The organism is Pseudomonas sp. c313, from assembly GCF_055407145.1.
In genome coordinates, this window is record NZ_JBUZRD010000005.1 from 141,115 (window position 1) to 156,045 (window position 14,931).

The 14,931-nt window shown below is 60.5% G+C and carries 11 protein-coding genes; 10 read left to right on the top strand and 1 reads right to left on the bottom strand.

Annotation, left to right across the window (positions count from 1 at the left end):
- Positions 1–8: 8 nt before the first annotated feature.
- From ACZRKZ_RS16910 to ACZRKZ_RS16950, 9 genes are all read left to right on the top strand, one after another.
- Complete coding sequence (locus ACZRKZ_RS16910) at positions 9–1,286, top strand: alkane 1-monooxygenase (RefSeq protein ID WP_463982173.1); 1,278 nt, start codon at positions 9–11, stop codon at positions 1,284–1,286.
- A gap of 147 nt (positions 1,287–1,433) precedes the next feature.
- Positions 1,434–1,928: an alkane oxidation protein activator PraA gene (gene praA, locus ACZRKZ_RS16915; RefSeq protein ID WP_463982174.1), complete on the top strand. Its 495-nt coding sequence runs from the start codon at positions 1,434–1,436 to the stop codon at positions 1,926–1,928.
- Between the two features lie 131 nt (positions 1,929–2,059).
- The gene (praB, locus tag ACZRKZ_RS16920) at positions 2,060–2,569 is read left to right on the top strand and encodes an alkane oxidation protein activator PraB (RefSeq protein WP_133101072.1); all 510 of its coding nucleotides are present in this window, start codon (positions 2,060–2,062) and stop codon (positions 2,567–2,569) included.
- 119 nt (positions 2,570–2,688) lie between these two features.
- Complete coding sequence (locus ACZRKZ_RS16925) at positions 2,689–4,107, top strand: outer membrane protein transport protein (RefSeq protein ID WP_463982175.1); 1,419 nt, start codon at positions 2,689–2,691, stop codon at positions 4,105–4,107.
- Positions 4,108–4,414: 307 nt separating this feature from the next.
- The gene (locus ACZRKZ_RS16930; protein WP_463982176.1) at positions 4,415–6,952 is read left to right on the top strand and encodes an acyl-CoA dehydrogenase; all 2,538 of its coding nucleotides are present in this window, start codon (positions 4,415–4,417) and stop codon (positions 6,950–6,952) included.
- A 106-nt stretch (positions 6,953–7,058) separates the two neighbouring features.
- Positions 7,059–8,402, top strand: coding sequence for a 3-oxoacyl-ACP reductase (locus ACZRKZ_RS16935; protein WP_463982177.1), 1,344 nt, complete (start codon positions 7,059–7,061; stop codon positions 8,400–8,402).
- A gap of 2 nt (positions 8,403–8,404) precedes the next feature.
- Positions 8,405–9,307, top strand: a complete 903-nt coding sequence (locus ACZRKZ_RS16940) for a MaoC/PaaZ C-terminal domain-containing protein (RefSeq protein ID WP_463982178.1) — start codon at positions 8,405–8,407, stop codon at positions 9,305–9,307.
- Complete coding sequence (locus tag ACZRKZ_RS16945; RefSeq protein ID WP_463982179.1) at positions 9,304–10,602, top strand: acetyl-CoA C-acetyltransferase; 1,299 nt, start codon at positions 9,304–9,306, stop codon at positions 10,600–10,602. The genes ACZRKZ_RS16940 and ACZRKZ_RS16945 overlap by 4 nt, the downstream gene beginning before the upstream one ends.
- A gap of 30 nt (positions 10,603–10,632) precedes the next feature.
- Entirely contained in the window at positions 10,633–12,336 is a 1,704-nt protein-coding gene (locus ACZRKZ_RS16950) for an AMP-binding protein (RefSeq protein ID WP_463982180.1), read from the top strand.
- 53 nt (positions 12,337–12,389) lie between these two features.
- Here ACZRKZ_RS16950 and ACZRKZ_RS16955 read toward each other — a convergent pair whose 3' ends face one another.
- On the bottom strand, positions 12,390–13,505 hold the full coding sequence (locus ACZRKZ_RS16955; protein WP_463982181.1) for a Gfo/Idh/MocA family protein: 1,116 nt from the start codon (positions 13,503–13,505) through the stop codon (positions 12,390–12,392).
- A 360-nt stretch (positions 13,506–13,865) separates the two neighbouring features.
- On the opposite strand from ACZRKZ_RS16955, the gene ACZRKZ_RS16960 reads away from it, so the two are divergent.
- On the top strand, positions 13,866–14,918 hold the full coding sequence (locus tag ACZRKZ_RS16960; protein WP_463982304.1) for a WD40/YVTN/BNR-like repeat-containing protein: 1,053 nt from the start codon (positions 13,866–13,868) through the stop codon (positions 14,916–14,918).
- Positions 14,919–14,931: the final 13 nt, after the last annotated feature.

A 14,931-nucleotide genomic window follows, 5' to 3' on the forward strand; every position in this document is an offset into this window, starting at 1 on the left:
AGGCTGCCATGAATCAAACCCTGGCCGCCCCGCACGTCTGGACCGACGGCAAGCGCCACCTGTGGTGGCTCGGCATCATGCCCCTGGCAACCCCTTTGCTCTCTGGTGCCCTGGCCATCGTCGCCGGCGTGCAGGAACTGTGGTGGGTGGGTGTGCTGGTGATCTTTGGTTTGATCCCGCTGATCGACGGCCTTCTCGGCGAAGACGTCAGCAACCCGCCGGAATCCGCCGTCAGTGGCCTTGAATCGCAGAAGTATTACCGCTGGATCGTCTACACCGGCGTGCTGTTCGTCATTACCTCGGTGATCGTCACCGGTTGGCTGGCGGCTGGCGGCATCGACTGGATTATCGGTGGTGGCCTGCTGCAACTTACCGCGTCCCTCGACCCATCAAGCGGGATGGCGCAAACCGCCAGCTACCTGACTTCTCGTGCCCAGGTGCATGGCGAAATCAGTTGGTTCACGTACCTGGGCATGGCCATGTCCACCGGCGCCGCCACCGGGATCGCCATCAACACCGCCCATGAATTGGGCCACAAGCCCCGCCTGCTGGAGATCGTACTGGCGAAGATTACCCTGGCGCCAACCTTCTACGGGCACTTCTACACCGAACACAACCGTGGCCACCACGTGCGGGTTGCCACGCCGGAAGATCCGGCCAGTTCGCGACTGGGCGAGAGCTTCTGGGCTTTCCTGCCACGCTCAGTATGGTTCAGCGCCCGCTCGGCCTGGAACCTGGAGCGCGAACGACTGTGCAAACTGGGCTTGCCGGCCTGGCACTGGAAGAACGGTGTACTCAGCGCCTGGATGTACAGCATGGTGTTGTGGGGTGTGATGATTGCCTGGCTCGGGATGACGGTAGTTCCGTTCCTGATCATCCAGGGCATCTACGGTTTCTCGCTATTGGAAGTAGTGAACTACGTCGAACATTACGGCTTGCAACGCCAGAAGTTGCCCAACGGTCGTTATGAGCGTTGTTCACCACGACACTCATGGAACAGTAACCGGATTGTCACCAACATCTTTCTGTTCCAGTTGCAGCGTCATTCCGATCATCACGCCAACCCGACTCGCAGTTATCAATCGCTGCGCCACTTTGATGAATCGCCGCAATTGCCTTATGGCTACGCCAGCATGATTGTCTGGGCGTATGTCCCGTACTTGTGGCGTCGGCGCATGGACCATCGGGTACTCAGGCATTACTCGGGCAATGTGACACTGGCTAATATCCACCCGCCAAAACGCTTGAAGATCCTGGAGAAGTACGGCCACACCAGTACCTTCTGATGTGAAGTAGTGAGTTGATCTGAGTACTCGGGATCTGTGTATCGCGCAGGTTTTCATCGCCCACCGTTTGCCGATTTCGAGTGCTGAGCCGTTGCAAGAAAGTTGTTTGACCCAGACAAAAATAAAACAAAGGGAAGGACGTACACCATGCAAACCCCTGCCAAGTTCACTGTGCATATTGTATTGGCTGCATTGGGCCTGATCGCCTATCAGCAGGCGCAGGCCGCCCGCATCGAGCCCGCTGGCAGTGCATTCACCGCCCAGGGCCCCATCAGTTTTTCCAAGGGCGCCCTCATCAGTGCCGATTGCACCATCAAGGTGGCCGGTAAGGTCGCTGCCGATGGCGCGTTCGTCAGTGTCGACAAGGTCGAGTTCGACGGTGGCCTCAAGTGCAGCCGGGTTGAAGCAATCAAGTTGCCCTGGAAGTTGATCGCCAAAAACATCGGCAGTGGCTCGATGTCGGGAATCAGCGTCGACGTGCACGCCTTCGGTCTGGGCGGCAAGTGCGGACCCTCCACGGCCGACGGCACCTGGGATAACGCCACCGGCAAGTTGGAGGCTGCCGACGTCCCTATTGGCGAAGACTGCAAGATCAAAACCGTGTCGATCAAGATGCCGCCGACCTTCAAGGTCGTCGAGTAAGTACACCCGAATTTGTAGTGGTAATTGAATTGAAATTTGGCTGGAAAGGGAAGTTCTGCAGTTTCTCCGTGACCTCTCGATCATGGCCATTACCCCGGCGAAATGACTCGCCATACATGTGAGGAAAAACAATGAAAAGCTTGAAAACCCTCGTGTCGTTGACTGCTTTGACTGTTTGCATGGGTGCGGCTTCAATGGCTAATGCTGTCAGCATCAGCCCGATCAATACGGACTTCAGTGCCCCTGGCACGATTTCCGTGAAGTCCCCGTCGTCGCTCCAACTGCCGATCTCCTGTAATGCGACATTTACAGGTCGGGTCAATGCCGCCGGGGTCGCCAGTATCACCAACGTCGTGGTGAGTGGCACCAGTGCGCTGTGTGGATATCCAACTATCACCGGGCTGCCTTGGACGTTGACGGCCACTGCTGTTTCCGGCGTGGAAAACGGCACTGTGACCAACGTGGGCTACACCATCACCAAGCCTGGCCTGATTCCATCCAATTGCGGTCCATCCACCATCAAAGTCACTTACAACAATACCTCCCATGTCCTGAGTGCTGCCAATCAGGCCCTGGCGGGTAGTTGCACAGTCGTGAGCTTGAGCGTAACGCCTACCCCGGCCCTGACCATCGTGCCTTGATGGGTGCTTGAGAACCAAGGGCTGATCACCCGTTAGACACAGGCACCCTTCGCGGGGTGCCTGTTGATGGGAAACGGAACGGTTTGCTGGTCAGGATGAATAATAATAAGGAGTGCCGCATGAGCAACAAGAAACTACAGGTGCAGGTTTTGATAGGGCTGGCGTTAATGGGGGGAGTGATGGTCAGCAGCCAATCCCAGGCCGGTGGGTTCGCTACACCAACCTTTGGCGCGCCTGGCTGGGGCCGAGCGTTCGGCGGTGGTTCAATGTTCCACAACGATCCGTCAGCGGCCTACAACAACCCGGCTGCGATGGCTTTCATTGATAAGACTATCTCGCAGTTCACCGTCGACTACGCTCGCGTCAATATCAAATACAAAGGTACGGCCACTGACTACGCCGGAAACGCACCGGCCATTGTCGACATTGACCCATTAACCGGCACCACAACCTCCACTCCCCGTACCGGTGACGGTGGTCAAGGCGGTTTCACGGCATGGTTGCCAACTGGATTCATGGTGATGCCGATAAACGACCGCTTCGCCTTTGGCCTTAGCCAAGTGGTGCCCATGGGGGCCCGTACCACGTGGGACGATGACTGGATCGGTCGGGACTTTGCGGTGGATACTCGAATAGAAACCGTCGGCCTGACCGGGGCCTTGTCGTTCAAGGTCAACGATCAGTTTTCCGTAGGTGCCGGTGCCATCGTTCAGCACACCAAAGGCTTTGTCAGTCAGAACATTGACTTGTATGCCGCAGCGGCCCTTTCTCCGGCAATTGGGATTCCATTTCCCTCCGGAGCGGGGCACTCGTTGATGCGGGTCAAGGTCGACAATACCTCGGTAGGCTGGTTTGCCGGCCTAGCCTGGAAACCCACACTGCAAGACACCCTCGGCCTGAACTACCACGCCAAGATCAAGAACAAGCTGGAGGGCAAATACAGTATTTACTCTGATCCAGGGTCCAAGGGGCTAATAGATTCCGGTCTGCCTGGGCTTGCGTACCCCGGCCTCAATCTTAATTCCAATGGCGCCAACGCCAGCACCCAACTGGATGTTCCTGCCAACGCGTCCATCGACTGGGTACACCAGTTCTCTGACCGCCTGTCCCTGGGCGCCAGCGTGACCTGGACCCAATGGTCATCGTTCCAGGCGCTGACATTGAAGTCCGATGGCGCCCTGATTGTTTCCATTCCTTATAACTATAAGGATTCATGGATGTACTCGTTTGGTGGTGACTACAAACTCACCGACGATTTTACCCTTCGCGCCGGTGTTGCCTTTGACCAGACGCCCACTCGCAATTCCACTCGTGACCCGCGTATCCCGGACGGCGATCGAATTTTTGCGTCCCTGGGCTTTGGCTACAACATCAGGGCCATTCCCGGTTTGAGTATTGACGGTGCCTACTCGCGACAGTTCGTCGAAGAGGCCAAGCTCAAGACTCACAACCAGGATCGCCTTGGCGGCGCAACGCTCGATGGCAAAGCTGATGCCAAAGGCGAAGTAGTCAGCCTCTCGGCAACCTACGCGTTCTGATTCACCGTTGTGGCGCGTATTGAAAACGGTTGGCGTAGCGCCGATGTGAAACGAGCAGTCAGCGCATCTTTCTGCAAGTTTTCACACCGGCACTGCATCGACGGGTCGCCCACGCGACTCATTCCGATCCCTTTCCTTTGATCAACCAGGCTGACCCGTTCAGCCACTATTTTTCGGCAAAGAGTTAAATATAAATTTAAAAACAAAATTTGAATTTATCTTCCCGAGTTTGTAGTGTGGCTTTACGTCGCAGGTCATTGCGATCTGCCGCGTGTATGCCGTGCCCTGAATAAGTAGAGGTATCTCCATGATTATCTGGTTATTGGCGGGACTCGCTGCGGCGATTGCCTTGGCGTATCGACAAGCCGCTGCCACCCTCTGGTTGGGCGCTGGCCTTGTCTGGCTGGCGTGCGGTTACCTGTTCAACGTGGTGGCAGGTTTTGGCGCCATCGTCGTGGCATTGCTGGTGCTGCTGCCGGCGCTGCTGCTGTCGATCAAACCCCTGTGCCGCACGCTGTTGACCAGCAAGGCATTGAGCCTGTTTCGCACGATCATGCCGGCCATGTCCGACACCGAACGCGCGGCCATCGAATCTGGCACCGTGTGGTGGGACGCAGAGCTGTTCAGCGGCAAACCACGCTGGGAGCGGCTGTTGCAAGCTGCACCGGCTTCCTTGAGTGCCGAAGAACAAACCTTTCTCGACAACGAAGTCGAGACCCTCTGCGACATGGCCAACGACTGGGAAACCACTCAAGTCTGGCAAGACATGTCCCCCGACAGCTGGCAGTACACCAAGGACGCCGGTTTCCTGGGCATAATCATTCCCAAGCAATACGGCGGCAAAGGCTTCTCCCATTATGCCCATTCGCAAGTGGTGATGAAGCTGTCGACTCGTTGTTCGGCGGCGGCGATTTCGGTGATGGTGCCCAACTCCCTGGGGCCGGCCGAACTGCTGCTGCACTACGGTACCGACGCCCAGCGCAATTACTATCTGCCGCGCCTGGCCCGTGGCGAAGACATCCCGTGCTTCGCCCTGACCAGCCCCTATGCCGGCTCCGATGCCGGGGCGATTCCCGACCTGGGCATCGTCTGCAAAGGCACGCATGAAGGTCAGCAAGTGTTGGGCTTCAGCGTCACCTGGGACAAGCGCTATATCACCCTTGGCCCCATCGCCACGGTGCTTGGCCTGGCCTTTCGCGCTGAAGACCCGAACGGTTTGCTGGGCATGCCCGGTTCGTTGGGCATCACCTGCGCCTTGATTCCAACCTCCCATCCCGGCGTGCAAAGTGGTCGCCGGCACTGGCCCCTCAACGCCGTATTCCAGAACGGCCCGACCCAGGGCAAAGACGTGTTCATCCCGCTGGAGTGGGTCATCGGCGGCCGCGAACAAGTCGGCAACGGCTGGCGCATGTTGATGGAGTGTCTGGCGGCCGGGCGGGCGATTTCCCTGCCGTCGGCCAACGTTGGCCTGGGCAAGGTGGCGGTACGCGGGACGACGGCCTATGCAGCGATGCGCAAGCAATTCGGCCTGCCCATCGGCAAGTTCGAAGGCGTGCAGGCGCCGCTGGCGCGCATGGCCGGGCATTTGTACGCCTGTGATGCGGTGCGCAAAGTGTCGGTGGCGTCCCTGGATGCGGGCGAAAAGCCTTCGGTGATCTCGGCTATTGCCAAGTACCACGTTACCGAGCGGGCGCGAATCATCGTCAACGACGGCATGGACATCGTCGCCGGCAAGGGCATCTGTATGGGCCCCAATAACTTCCTGGCCCGTGCTTACCAGCAAAGCCCCATCGCCATCACCGTGGAAGGCGCGAACATTATGACCCGCTGCCTGATCATCTACGGTCAGGGCCTGATTCGTTGCCATCCCTATGTGTTTCGCGAGATGGAGGCGGCGCGCAACACCGATGGGCGCAAGGCGCTGGCGGATTTCGACAGCGCAATGTTCGGCCATCTGAGCTTTTTTTTGGCCAATACCGTACGCGCGGCGGTGCATTCCCTGACCGGCGGGCGGCTGATTTCCGCACCGGGCAAGACCGAACCGGCGCTGGCGGCCTACTACCGCCAGGCCAATCGCCTGTCGGTGGTCCTGGCGTTGATTTCCGATATTTCCATGGGTGTGCTGGGCAGTGCCTTGAAGCGCAAGGAAAGCATCACTGGCCGCCTGGGGGACATGTTGTCCCAGCTGTACATCCTGTCTTGCGTGCTCAAGCGTTTTGAAGATGACGGTCGACCCCAGGCAGACCTGCCGCTGGTGCATTGGGCGGCGCAGGACGCGTTGCTGCGAGCCCATGAGGCCCTGGCCGAAGTGCTCGACAACTATCCGTCGAAAACCGCCGCCGCAGTGATTCGTGGTCTGACCTTCCCATGGGGCATCCCGCAGCGAAAACCGTCGGATCGCTTGCTGGCCCAGGTGGCAGACCTGGTGCAAGTGCCGGGGGAAACCCGCGACCGCTTGTTGGGCAACTCCTACATCCCAAGGCCGGAAATTGACAAGCTGGCCTACGGCGAACTGGGTTTTCGTTTACTGCCGCAGGTGGAGCTGATCGAGGGTCGGCTCAAGGTGTCGGTCAAGCAAGGCCTGATCGAACCGATGCCGATTAGCGCCGCTGCGTTCACCGACTGGCGCATCAAGGTACGGGCCCTGGATTTGATCAGCGCCGACGAAGATACCTTGCTGACCCAGTATGTGGAGTACGCCGACCACGGCATCCAGGTGGACGACTTCCCGCAGGATTTCGGATTGTTGGAGGCCTTGCAACAGCGTCAGCAGGCGCTGGAGCAGGCAGCCAGGCCAAGCGTAAAAAAACGCGCGAACCACGGCGAAAACGCGCCGGTCAATTAAGGAGAAACGCGGTCAGTGTAGGAGCTGGCTATGGCCATCGCACGCAAGCAGCTCTCACGCTGATCGGGTTTTCATGCCAGGACAGTGTTGATAAGTGGATCTACCCATGAGTGACAGCTATCTATCTTTCGTCAATTCCCCCTGGGGTCGCTGGCTCGCCCAGACTGCCGGGTTACCGCAACCGCTGCCCCTGCAGCGCCATCGCAGCGGCCAGCAAGGCCTGGCCAATCCGGTAATCGTCGCGGGAGCAGGGCGCCTGGCGAGTGAGATCCAGCGGATCTTCCACGCCACCGACACCGTGACCGCTGCACCGGCAACCCTCAAGGCCCCGTCCACGGTCACGGTCCAGGGCGCGGTATTCGACGCCAGTGCAATAGTCGACCTCAAGCAACTGGACGAGCTCTACCAATTCTTCCATGCCAATGCCAAGCGCCTGGGGCAACACGCACGGGTGATGGTGTTGGGCACCGCGCCCGAGTTGTGCCAGGACTTGCCCCAGGCCATCGCCCAACGCGCCCTCGAAGGACTGGTGCGCTCCCTGGCCAAGGAGTTGCGCCGGGCCATTACCGTGCAACTGATCTACGTCGCCCCCGGCGCCGAAAAGGCACTGGAAAGCAGCCTGCGCTTCTTCCTGTCCCGGCGTTCGGCCTATGTCTCGGGGCAAGTGGTGCGTCTGGACAAACCCGTCGACCAGGCCCAAGCCATCGACTGGGATAAACCCTTGAACGGGCGCCGCGCCCTGGTCACCGGTGCTTCCCGAGGCATCGGCCTGGCGATTGCCCAGGTGCTGGCTCGCGACGGTGCGCAGGTGGTCTGCGTGGATGTGCCACAAGCCACCGAAGCCCTGGAGCAGGCCGCCAGCAGCGTCGGCGGCAGCGCCTTGGCCCTGGATATCACCGCCTCGGATGCCGTGCAGCAGTTGCAGGCGCACATCAGTGAGCAGGGTGGTTTTGATGTGGTGGTACACAACGCCGGGATTACCCGCGACAAGACCATCGCGAAAATGACCGAGGCCGCCTGGCGCAGTGTGCTGGCGGTCAACCTCGAAGCGCCGTTGCACCTGAGCACGGCGTTGCTGGAGGGGCAGGGGTTGAAACCGGGTGGGCGGATTGTCTGCGTCTCATCCATTTGCGGTATCGCCGGCAACCTGGGGCAGAGCAACTACGCCACTTCCAAGGCTGGCGTGATTGGTTTGGTGCAGGGCCTGGCACCGTTGGCGTCGGCGCGACAGGTCACGGTCAATGCCGTGGCCCCCGGCTTTATCGAGACCCAGATGACCGCGAAAATCCCGCTGATGATTCGCGAAGCGGGGCGGCGGATGAACTCTCTGTCCCAGGGCGGACAACCCATCGACGTCGCCGAAACCATCGCCTGGCTGGCTCACCCGGCATCCGGCGGGGTCAACGGCCAAGTGGTACGGGTCTGCGGCCAAAGCCTGCTGGGAGCCTGACCATGGACTATGTGACGCAGATCATCGACCCGCCGCCGTCGCGCCGCAGGCTATTGCTGGACGGGGTCCTGGCCTTACGCAAACCCAAGCTGGAAGGTGCGCCGACCTTGCCCAGGGAATGCCTGGTGCGCTCGGCGGTGGAGCTTTCGCCCAGTGCCATTGCCGGCTATGGCCAGGCCTGTGGTTTTCGCCGCGAACAAGGCGTGCCGCTGTCCTACCCCCATGTGCTGGCGTTCCCCTTGCACCTGATGCTGCTGACCCGGCCGAGCTTCCCGTACCCGGCCAGCGGCATGGTCCACCTGGCCAATCGCATCCGTCAGCACCAGCGTCTGGAGGAGGGCCAGGCCTTGCGCCTGGAGGTGTATTGCGAACGCTGGGTCGCCCATCCCAAGGGCCAGGCCCTGAGCATCGCCACCCGCGCCTACAGCGCAGGGGTGCTGGTATGGGAAAGCGACAGCCTGTATTTGCGTCGTGACGTGCATACGCCTGTGGGAGAGCCTTGGAGCTACGTCTTGCCGTTGCAGGACGAAGGATTGCAGCGCACCCAACGCTGGGTTCTGCCCGCCGATCTCGGCCGCCGTTTTGCCAAGGTATCGGGTGACTTCAACCCGATCCACACCTCAGTGATTGGCGCGCGGCTGTTCGGCTTTCGCCAGGCCATCGCCCATGGCATGTGGACCCTGGGCCGTGCGCTGGCCGCCCAGCAGCCACCGGGCGGTCTGGACGTGGCCCAGGCCCATTGTGATTTCAAATTGCCGATCTTCCTGCCCGGCCAGGTCGTCCTGTGGAACGCCCCCGCATCCGGCCCGCGCCGGGAGTTCGAAGTGCGCAATTTTGCCGGTGACAAACCCCATATGCGCGGCCTGTTTATCTGGAATCCGCGCACTGATGAGAGTCGTCCATGAGTGACTACAGCTTCAATCCCGCCCCGACCCGACGCGTGGCGATCATCGGTGGCAACCGCACCCCGTTCGCCCGCTCCAACACGGTCTACGCCCACGACAGCAATCAAGACCTGCTGGTCGCCGCACTGCAAGGCCTGGTGGACCGCTACAACCTCCACGGCCTGCGCCTGGGTGAATTCGCCGCCGGTGCGGTGATCAAGCACTCCCGTGACTTCAACCTGGCGCGCGAGTCGCTGTTGTCCACCACGCTGTCGCCCGAAACCCCGGCCTACGACCTGCAACAGGCCTGCGGCACCGGCCTGGAAGCCGCTCTGCTGGTGGCCAATAAAATCGCCCTCGGCCAGATCGAGGTGGGCATCGCCGGTGGCGCCGACACCACCTCCGACGCGCCCATCGGCATCAACGAATCCCTGCGCCGCACGCTGCTGTTGGCCAACCGCGCCAAGGGTACCGCCAACAAATTGCGCAGCCTGCTGGGCGTGCGGCCGTCGATGTTTTTCAAGCCGCTGCTGCCACGCAATGGCGAGCCACGCACGGGCTTGTCCATGGGTGAGCATTGCGAGGAAATGGCCAAGCGCTGGCAGATCAAGCGCCTGGCCCAGGACGAGTTGACCCTCACCAGCCATCAGCGTTTGGAGGCGGCGTATAAAAACGGTTTTTTCGACGATCTGATCAGCCCTTATCGCGGCCTTGCCCGGGACAACAACCTGCGGGCTGACGCCAGCCTGGAAAAACTTGCCAGCCTGTCCCCAGCCTACGACCGCCAAAACGGCACCCTCACGGCGGGCAACTCGACGCCCCTGACGGACGGCGCCTCGGTGGTGTTGCTGGCCAGCGAAGAGTGGGCCGTCGAACGCGGCCTGCCGGTGCTGGCCTACCTGCGCACCGGTGAAACGGCGGCGGTGAATTTTGTCGATGGCAGCGAAGGCCTGCTGATGGCCCCGGCTTACGCAGTGCCGCGAATGCTCAAGCGCGAAGGCCTGACGTTTGCCGACATTGATTTTTTCGAGATTCATGAGGCCTTCGCCGCCCAGGTGCTGTGCACCCTAAAGGCCTGGGAAGACGCCGATTACTGCCGCGAACGCCTTGGGTTGGACGCGCCCCTAGGCGCCATCGATCGCGAAAAAATGAACGTCAACGGCGGCTCTCTGGGCTGTGGTCACCCGTTCGCCGCCACCGGCGGCCGGCAACTGGCAGCCCTGGCCAAGGCCATTCACCAGCGCGGTAGCGGGCGCGGCTTGATTTCCATCTGTGCGGCCGGCGGGTTGGGGATTACCGCCATTGTCGAGAAGTAGCTCTACAACAAAAACAACAAGGAGACTGCCATGAACGCTGTAACCCTGGACCAAGCAGAACGTATCTGGTTGAACGCCTACCTGCCTGGCGTGCCGGCGGATATCGACGTCGGCATCGAGCAATACCCGTCGTTGCGCGAGGTGTTTCTCGAACACCTGAACCAGTACCGCGACCGGGTGGCCTACGTCAGCATCGGCACCGAAATGACCTACGCTACCTGGCAGGTCCAGGGCATTGCCTTTGCCGCCTGGCTGCAAGCTCAAGGGGTGAAGAAGGGCGACCGGGTGGCGCTGATGATGCCCAACTGTTTGCAGTACCCGATCTGCCTGCTGGGCACCATCCTCGCCGGTGCCGTGGTGGTCAACGTCAACCCGCTGTACACCTCCCATGAACTCAAGCACCTGCTCAAGGACAGCGGTGCCGAGACCGTGGTGATCTTCGAAAACTTCGCCCATACCCTGGAGAAAGTCGTGGCCGGCAGCACCGTCAAGTGCATCGTCGTGGCGGCCATCGGTGACTTGCTGGGCACCTTCAAGGGCGCGGCGATGAACTTCATTCTGCGTAGCGTGCAAAAACAGGTGCCGCGCTTCAACCTGCCGGGTGCAGTGCGCTTCAATACCACGTTGAAACAGGGCCGGGCCCTGTCCCATACGCAGGTGCCCCTGGACCGCGAGGAACTGGCCTTCTTGCAATACACCGGCGGTACCACCGGGGACGCCAAGGGCGTGATGCTCAGCCACCGCAACATTATCGCCAACCTGTTGCAGGCCAAGGCGTGGGTAGGCGATCAACTGGACCAGGACCAGCAGGAAACCAACGTCACCCTGTTGCCGCTGTACCACATCTTTTCCCTGACAGTGAACTGCCTGATGTTCATGTGCCTGGGCGGGCGCAACATCTTGATTGCCAACCCACGGGACGTGAAACGGGTGCAGATGATCCTGCGCAAGGAACGCTTCAACGGCATCGCCGGGGTCAACACGCTGTTCAATGGTTTGCTGGAGAACAAGGAGTTTTGCGCCCGGGACTTCTCCGACTTGCGCATGGTGATCGCTGGCGGCATGGCGACCCACACGGCGGTTGCCAAGCGCTGGAAGGAAGTCACCGGGCTGCCGATCATCGAAGGCTACGGCCTGACGGAATGCTCGCCAGTGGTGAGCATCAGCCCCATCGACATCTCACGGATGCGCGAGATGGAATTTACCGGCAGCATCGGCGTGCCACTGCCCTCGACCTGGGTGCGTTTTCTGCGTGAAGACGGCGAACTGGCCGACATCGGCGAGCAGGGTGAGCTGCAAGTACGCGGCCCGCAGGTGATGAAGGGCTACTGGCAACGCCCCAAGGAAACCGCCGAGGTGCTGGATGCCGAGGGTTGGTTGTCCACCGGTGATATCGGGGTGATGAATGAACAGGGCTACATTCGCCTGGTGGACCGCAAGAAGGACATGATCCTGGTCTCGGGCTTCAATGTGTACCCCAATGAAATCGAGGACGTCGTGGCCTTGCACCCAGGCGTAGGCGAAGTGGCGGCGATTGGGGTTGAAGATGCAGTGACGGGCGAGCGAGTGAAAATCATCGTGGTACGCAAGGACCCGACCCTGACCCAGGAACAACTCCTCGCCCATTGCCGGGAATACCTGACGGGGTACAAGGTGCCACGGTATGTGGAGTTTCGCACCGAGGAGTTACCCAAGACCACGGTGGGCAAGGTGTTGCGCAGGGCGCTGCGCTAAACACAACACGGCAACGACCCCGTTGATCGTTCCCATGCAGAGGGAGCGATCAATCAAACTTCATCAATCCTGACCCAGCGTTCTTCCCGCGCCGCCAACCGAATCGCCGTCGCCAGCCGCTCCACTTGCCACGCTGCGTCAAAGTCAGTGCCGGCAGCACCTTGGCCTGCCAGCGCCATAATCAACTCATGCACTTCCAGCGTCTTGAGCTCGTTGTACCCCAGCTGATGCCCCGCCGCCGGGCTGAACGCCGCATAGCCGGGCAGGGAAGGGCCGGCCAATAAACGCTGGAAACCTTCTTGGCCGACACGAAACAGCTGCAGTTCATTCAACCGCTCTTGATCAAACGCCAGCGTCCCTCGGGTGCCGCTGATCTCGAAACTCAAGTGGTTCTTGTAGCCGTGCTTGAGCCAACTGCTGCTGATCGTCCCACGAGCGGCATTGGCAAAGCGCAGCAGGGCGTGGACCTGATCGTCTACCGCAATCTGGCGCAGGTCTGCGCTACCGGCACTGGCTGGACGCCGAGCATGCACGGTCTGGGTGTCGGCACAGACGCTTTGCACATCGCCCACCAAGTACCGCGCCATCGCCAGCAAATGACTGCCCAGGTCCGCCAGGGCGCCACCGGCATGTTCCACTTCGCAGCGCCATGACCAAGGCGACGCCGGGTCGGCCATGAAGTCTTCGCAAAATTCGCCCTGGAAGCTGATGATCTCCCCCAACTCGCCGTTGTCGATCATCTGCCGCGCCAGGGCGATCATCGGGTTGTGCTGATAGTTGTAGCCCACCCGCGTTACCACTGCGGCCTGGTTGGCGGCACGACGCATGGCATCGGCTTGTTCCAGGCTGACCGCCAGGGGTTTTTCGCAATACACAGCCTTGCCCGCCGCCAGGGCAGCCATGGCCATGGGGTAGTGCAGGTGATTGGGGGTAGTGATGGCGACCACGTCCACTTTTGGATCATTGATCAACCGCTGCCAGTCGCCGTGTGCCTGGGCAAATCCCCAGGCCGTGGCGCAACGCTGGGCGCGGTCGGTGTCGGCATCGGCCAGGGCCGCAAGCCTGAGGGTGACCGGCAAGTCAAATACCGCGCGAGCGTTGTTGAACGCCAACGCGTGGGCACGCCCCATAAAGCCTGTGCCGATCAGGCCTATTCCGAGTTCGCGCATAGCCGTGGTCCTTTTGGATTATTGTTTTCAGGGATGCTATTAATGGAATAAATATTCACAAATATCAATATGTGGAATAAAAATTCATTTTCTGCTGCGAAAATATTCTCTGTGGCGAGGGGGGGGCGCATCATTGTTACGAATGCAGCTATATTCAGCTCGCAGGCAAAAGGCCTCTAGTTAACAAAACATAACGTAGCGCCGATTGTCAGACGATTCGAAAGCCCGCTAGGATGACCCCTGCTTCCTCAAGTGGCTCTAGATTGCAGGTTTCAGGACGATGTCCTGGCCCAGGAAGCCCCGGAAGGCGATACGACCTAACAATAATAAATGGGAGAAAGGTCTATGAGTGAGCCTGTCATGGGTGAGGTTTTTTGCCGCCCGCGAGCGTCGCGAAAGGTCGCGTTGCTGGCCACAGCGCTCTCGCTGCTGGGGGTTGTCGCGTTGTCGACCGTCGCCCAGGCTGCAACCGACACCGCCGCCCCGGCGGTGTTTGCCATTGAATCGGCCAAGGCCGCCAAAGGCCTGATGATTGACGTCGTCCACGCAGGCAAGCGCCTGGTGGCGGTGGGTGATCGTGGGCACATTCTCTATTCCGACGACAAGGGTGCCACCTGGACCCAGGCCAAGGTGCCGACCCGCCAACTGCTCACCGCGGTATTTTTTGCCGATGACCAGCACGGCTGGGCAGTCGGTCATGACGCCAAGATCCTCGCCACGACTGACGCCGGTGCGACCTGGACCCAACAATTTGAAGACCTGACCCGTGAAGCACCGTTGCTGGATGTCTGGTTCAACGACGCCAATCATGGTTTTGCCGTGGGCGCCTATGGCGCGCTGATCGAGACCACCGATGGCGGCAAGGACTGGCACGACGTCAGTGACCGCCTGGACAACGAAGACCAGTACCACCTCAACGCCATCGCGTTTGTCAAAGACGCCGGCCTGTTTATCGTCGGCGAGCAGGGCAGCATGTTCCGCTCCAGCGACGACGGGCAAACCTGGGAAAAACTCGAAGGCCCCTATGAGGGCTCGCTGTTTGGTGTGATCGGCACCGCGCAGCCGCAAACCCTGCTGGCCTACGGCTTGCGCGGCAACCTGTTTCGGTCCACGGATTTTGGCAGCACCTGGGAGCCAGTGGAGTTGCAGGCCGCCCGTGGCGCCCTGGAGTTCGGCTTGTCAGGCGCGACCCTGCTGGACGATGGCTCATTGGTGGTGGTCGGCAACGGTGGCAGCGTAGTGGTGAGCCACGACGATGGCCTGACCTTCAGCGTATTCAATCGCCCGGACCGCATTTCGTTATCGGCGGTTACGGCGGCGGGCAATGGCAACTTGATTCTGGTGGGGCAGGGCGGCGTTCGCGCGGCCACGGCAACCGGCGCTGAGCTGACCCAGCAAGCCCAGGCAAAATAATAAGAAGGCGGGG

Coding starts and splice junctions, on each gene's coding strand:
- ACZRKZ_RS16910 (WP_463982173.1), top strand. CDS start 9: ATGAATCAAACCCTGGCCGCCCCGCACGTCTGGACCGACGGCAAGCGC.
- praA (WP_463982174.1), top strand. CDS start 1,434: ATGCAAACCCCTGCCAAGTTCACTGTGCATATTGTATTGGCTGCATTG.
- praB (WP_133101072.1), top strand. CDS start 2,060: ATGAAAAGCTTGAAAACCCTCGTGTCGTTGACTGCTTTGACTGTTTGC.
- ACZRKZ_RS16925 (WP_463982175.1), top strand. CDS start 2,689: ATGAGCAACAAGAAACTACAGGTGCAGGTTTTGATAGGGCTGGCGTTA.
- ACZRKZ_RS16930 (WP_463982176.1), top strand. CDS start 4,415: ATGATTATCTGGTTATTGGCGGGACTCGCTGCGGCGATTGCCTTGGCG.
- ACZRKZ_RS16935 (WP_463982177.1), top strand. CDS start 7,059: ATGAGTGACAGCTATCTATCTTTCGTCAATTCCCCCTGGGGTCGCTGG.
- ACZRKZ_RS16940 (WP_463982178.1), top strand. CDS start 8,405: ATGGACTATGTGACGCAGATCATCGACCCGCCGCCGTCGCGCCGCAGG.
- ACZRKZ_RS16945 (WP_463982179.1), top strand. CDS start 9,304: ATGAGTGACTACAGCTTCAATCCCGCCCCGACCCGACGCGTGGCGATC.
- ACZRKZ_RS16950 (WP_463982180.1), top strand. CDS start 10,633: ATGAACGCTGTAACCCTGGACCAAGCAGAACGTATCTGGTTGAACGCC.
- ACZRKZ_RS16955 (WP_463982181.1), bottom strand. CDS start 13,505: ATGCGCGAACTCGGAATAGGCCTGATCGGCACAGGCTTTATGGGGCGT.
- ACZRKZ_RS16960 (WP_463982304.1), top strand. CDS start 13,866: ATGGGTGAGGTTTTTTGCCGCCCGCGAGCGTCGCGAAAGGTCGCGTTG.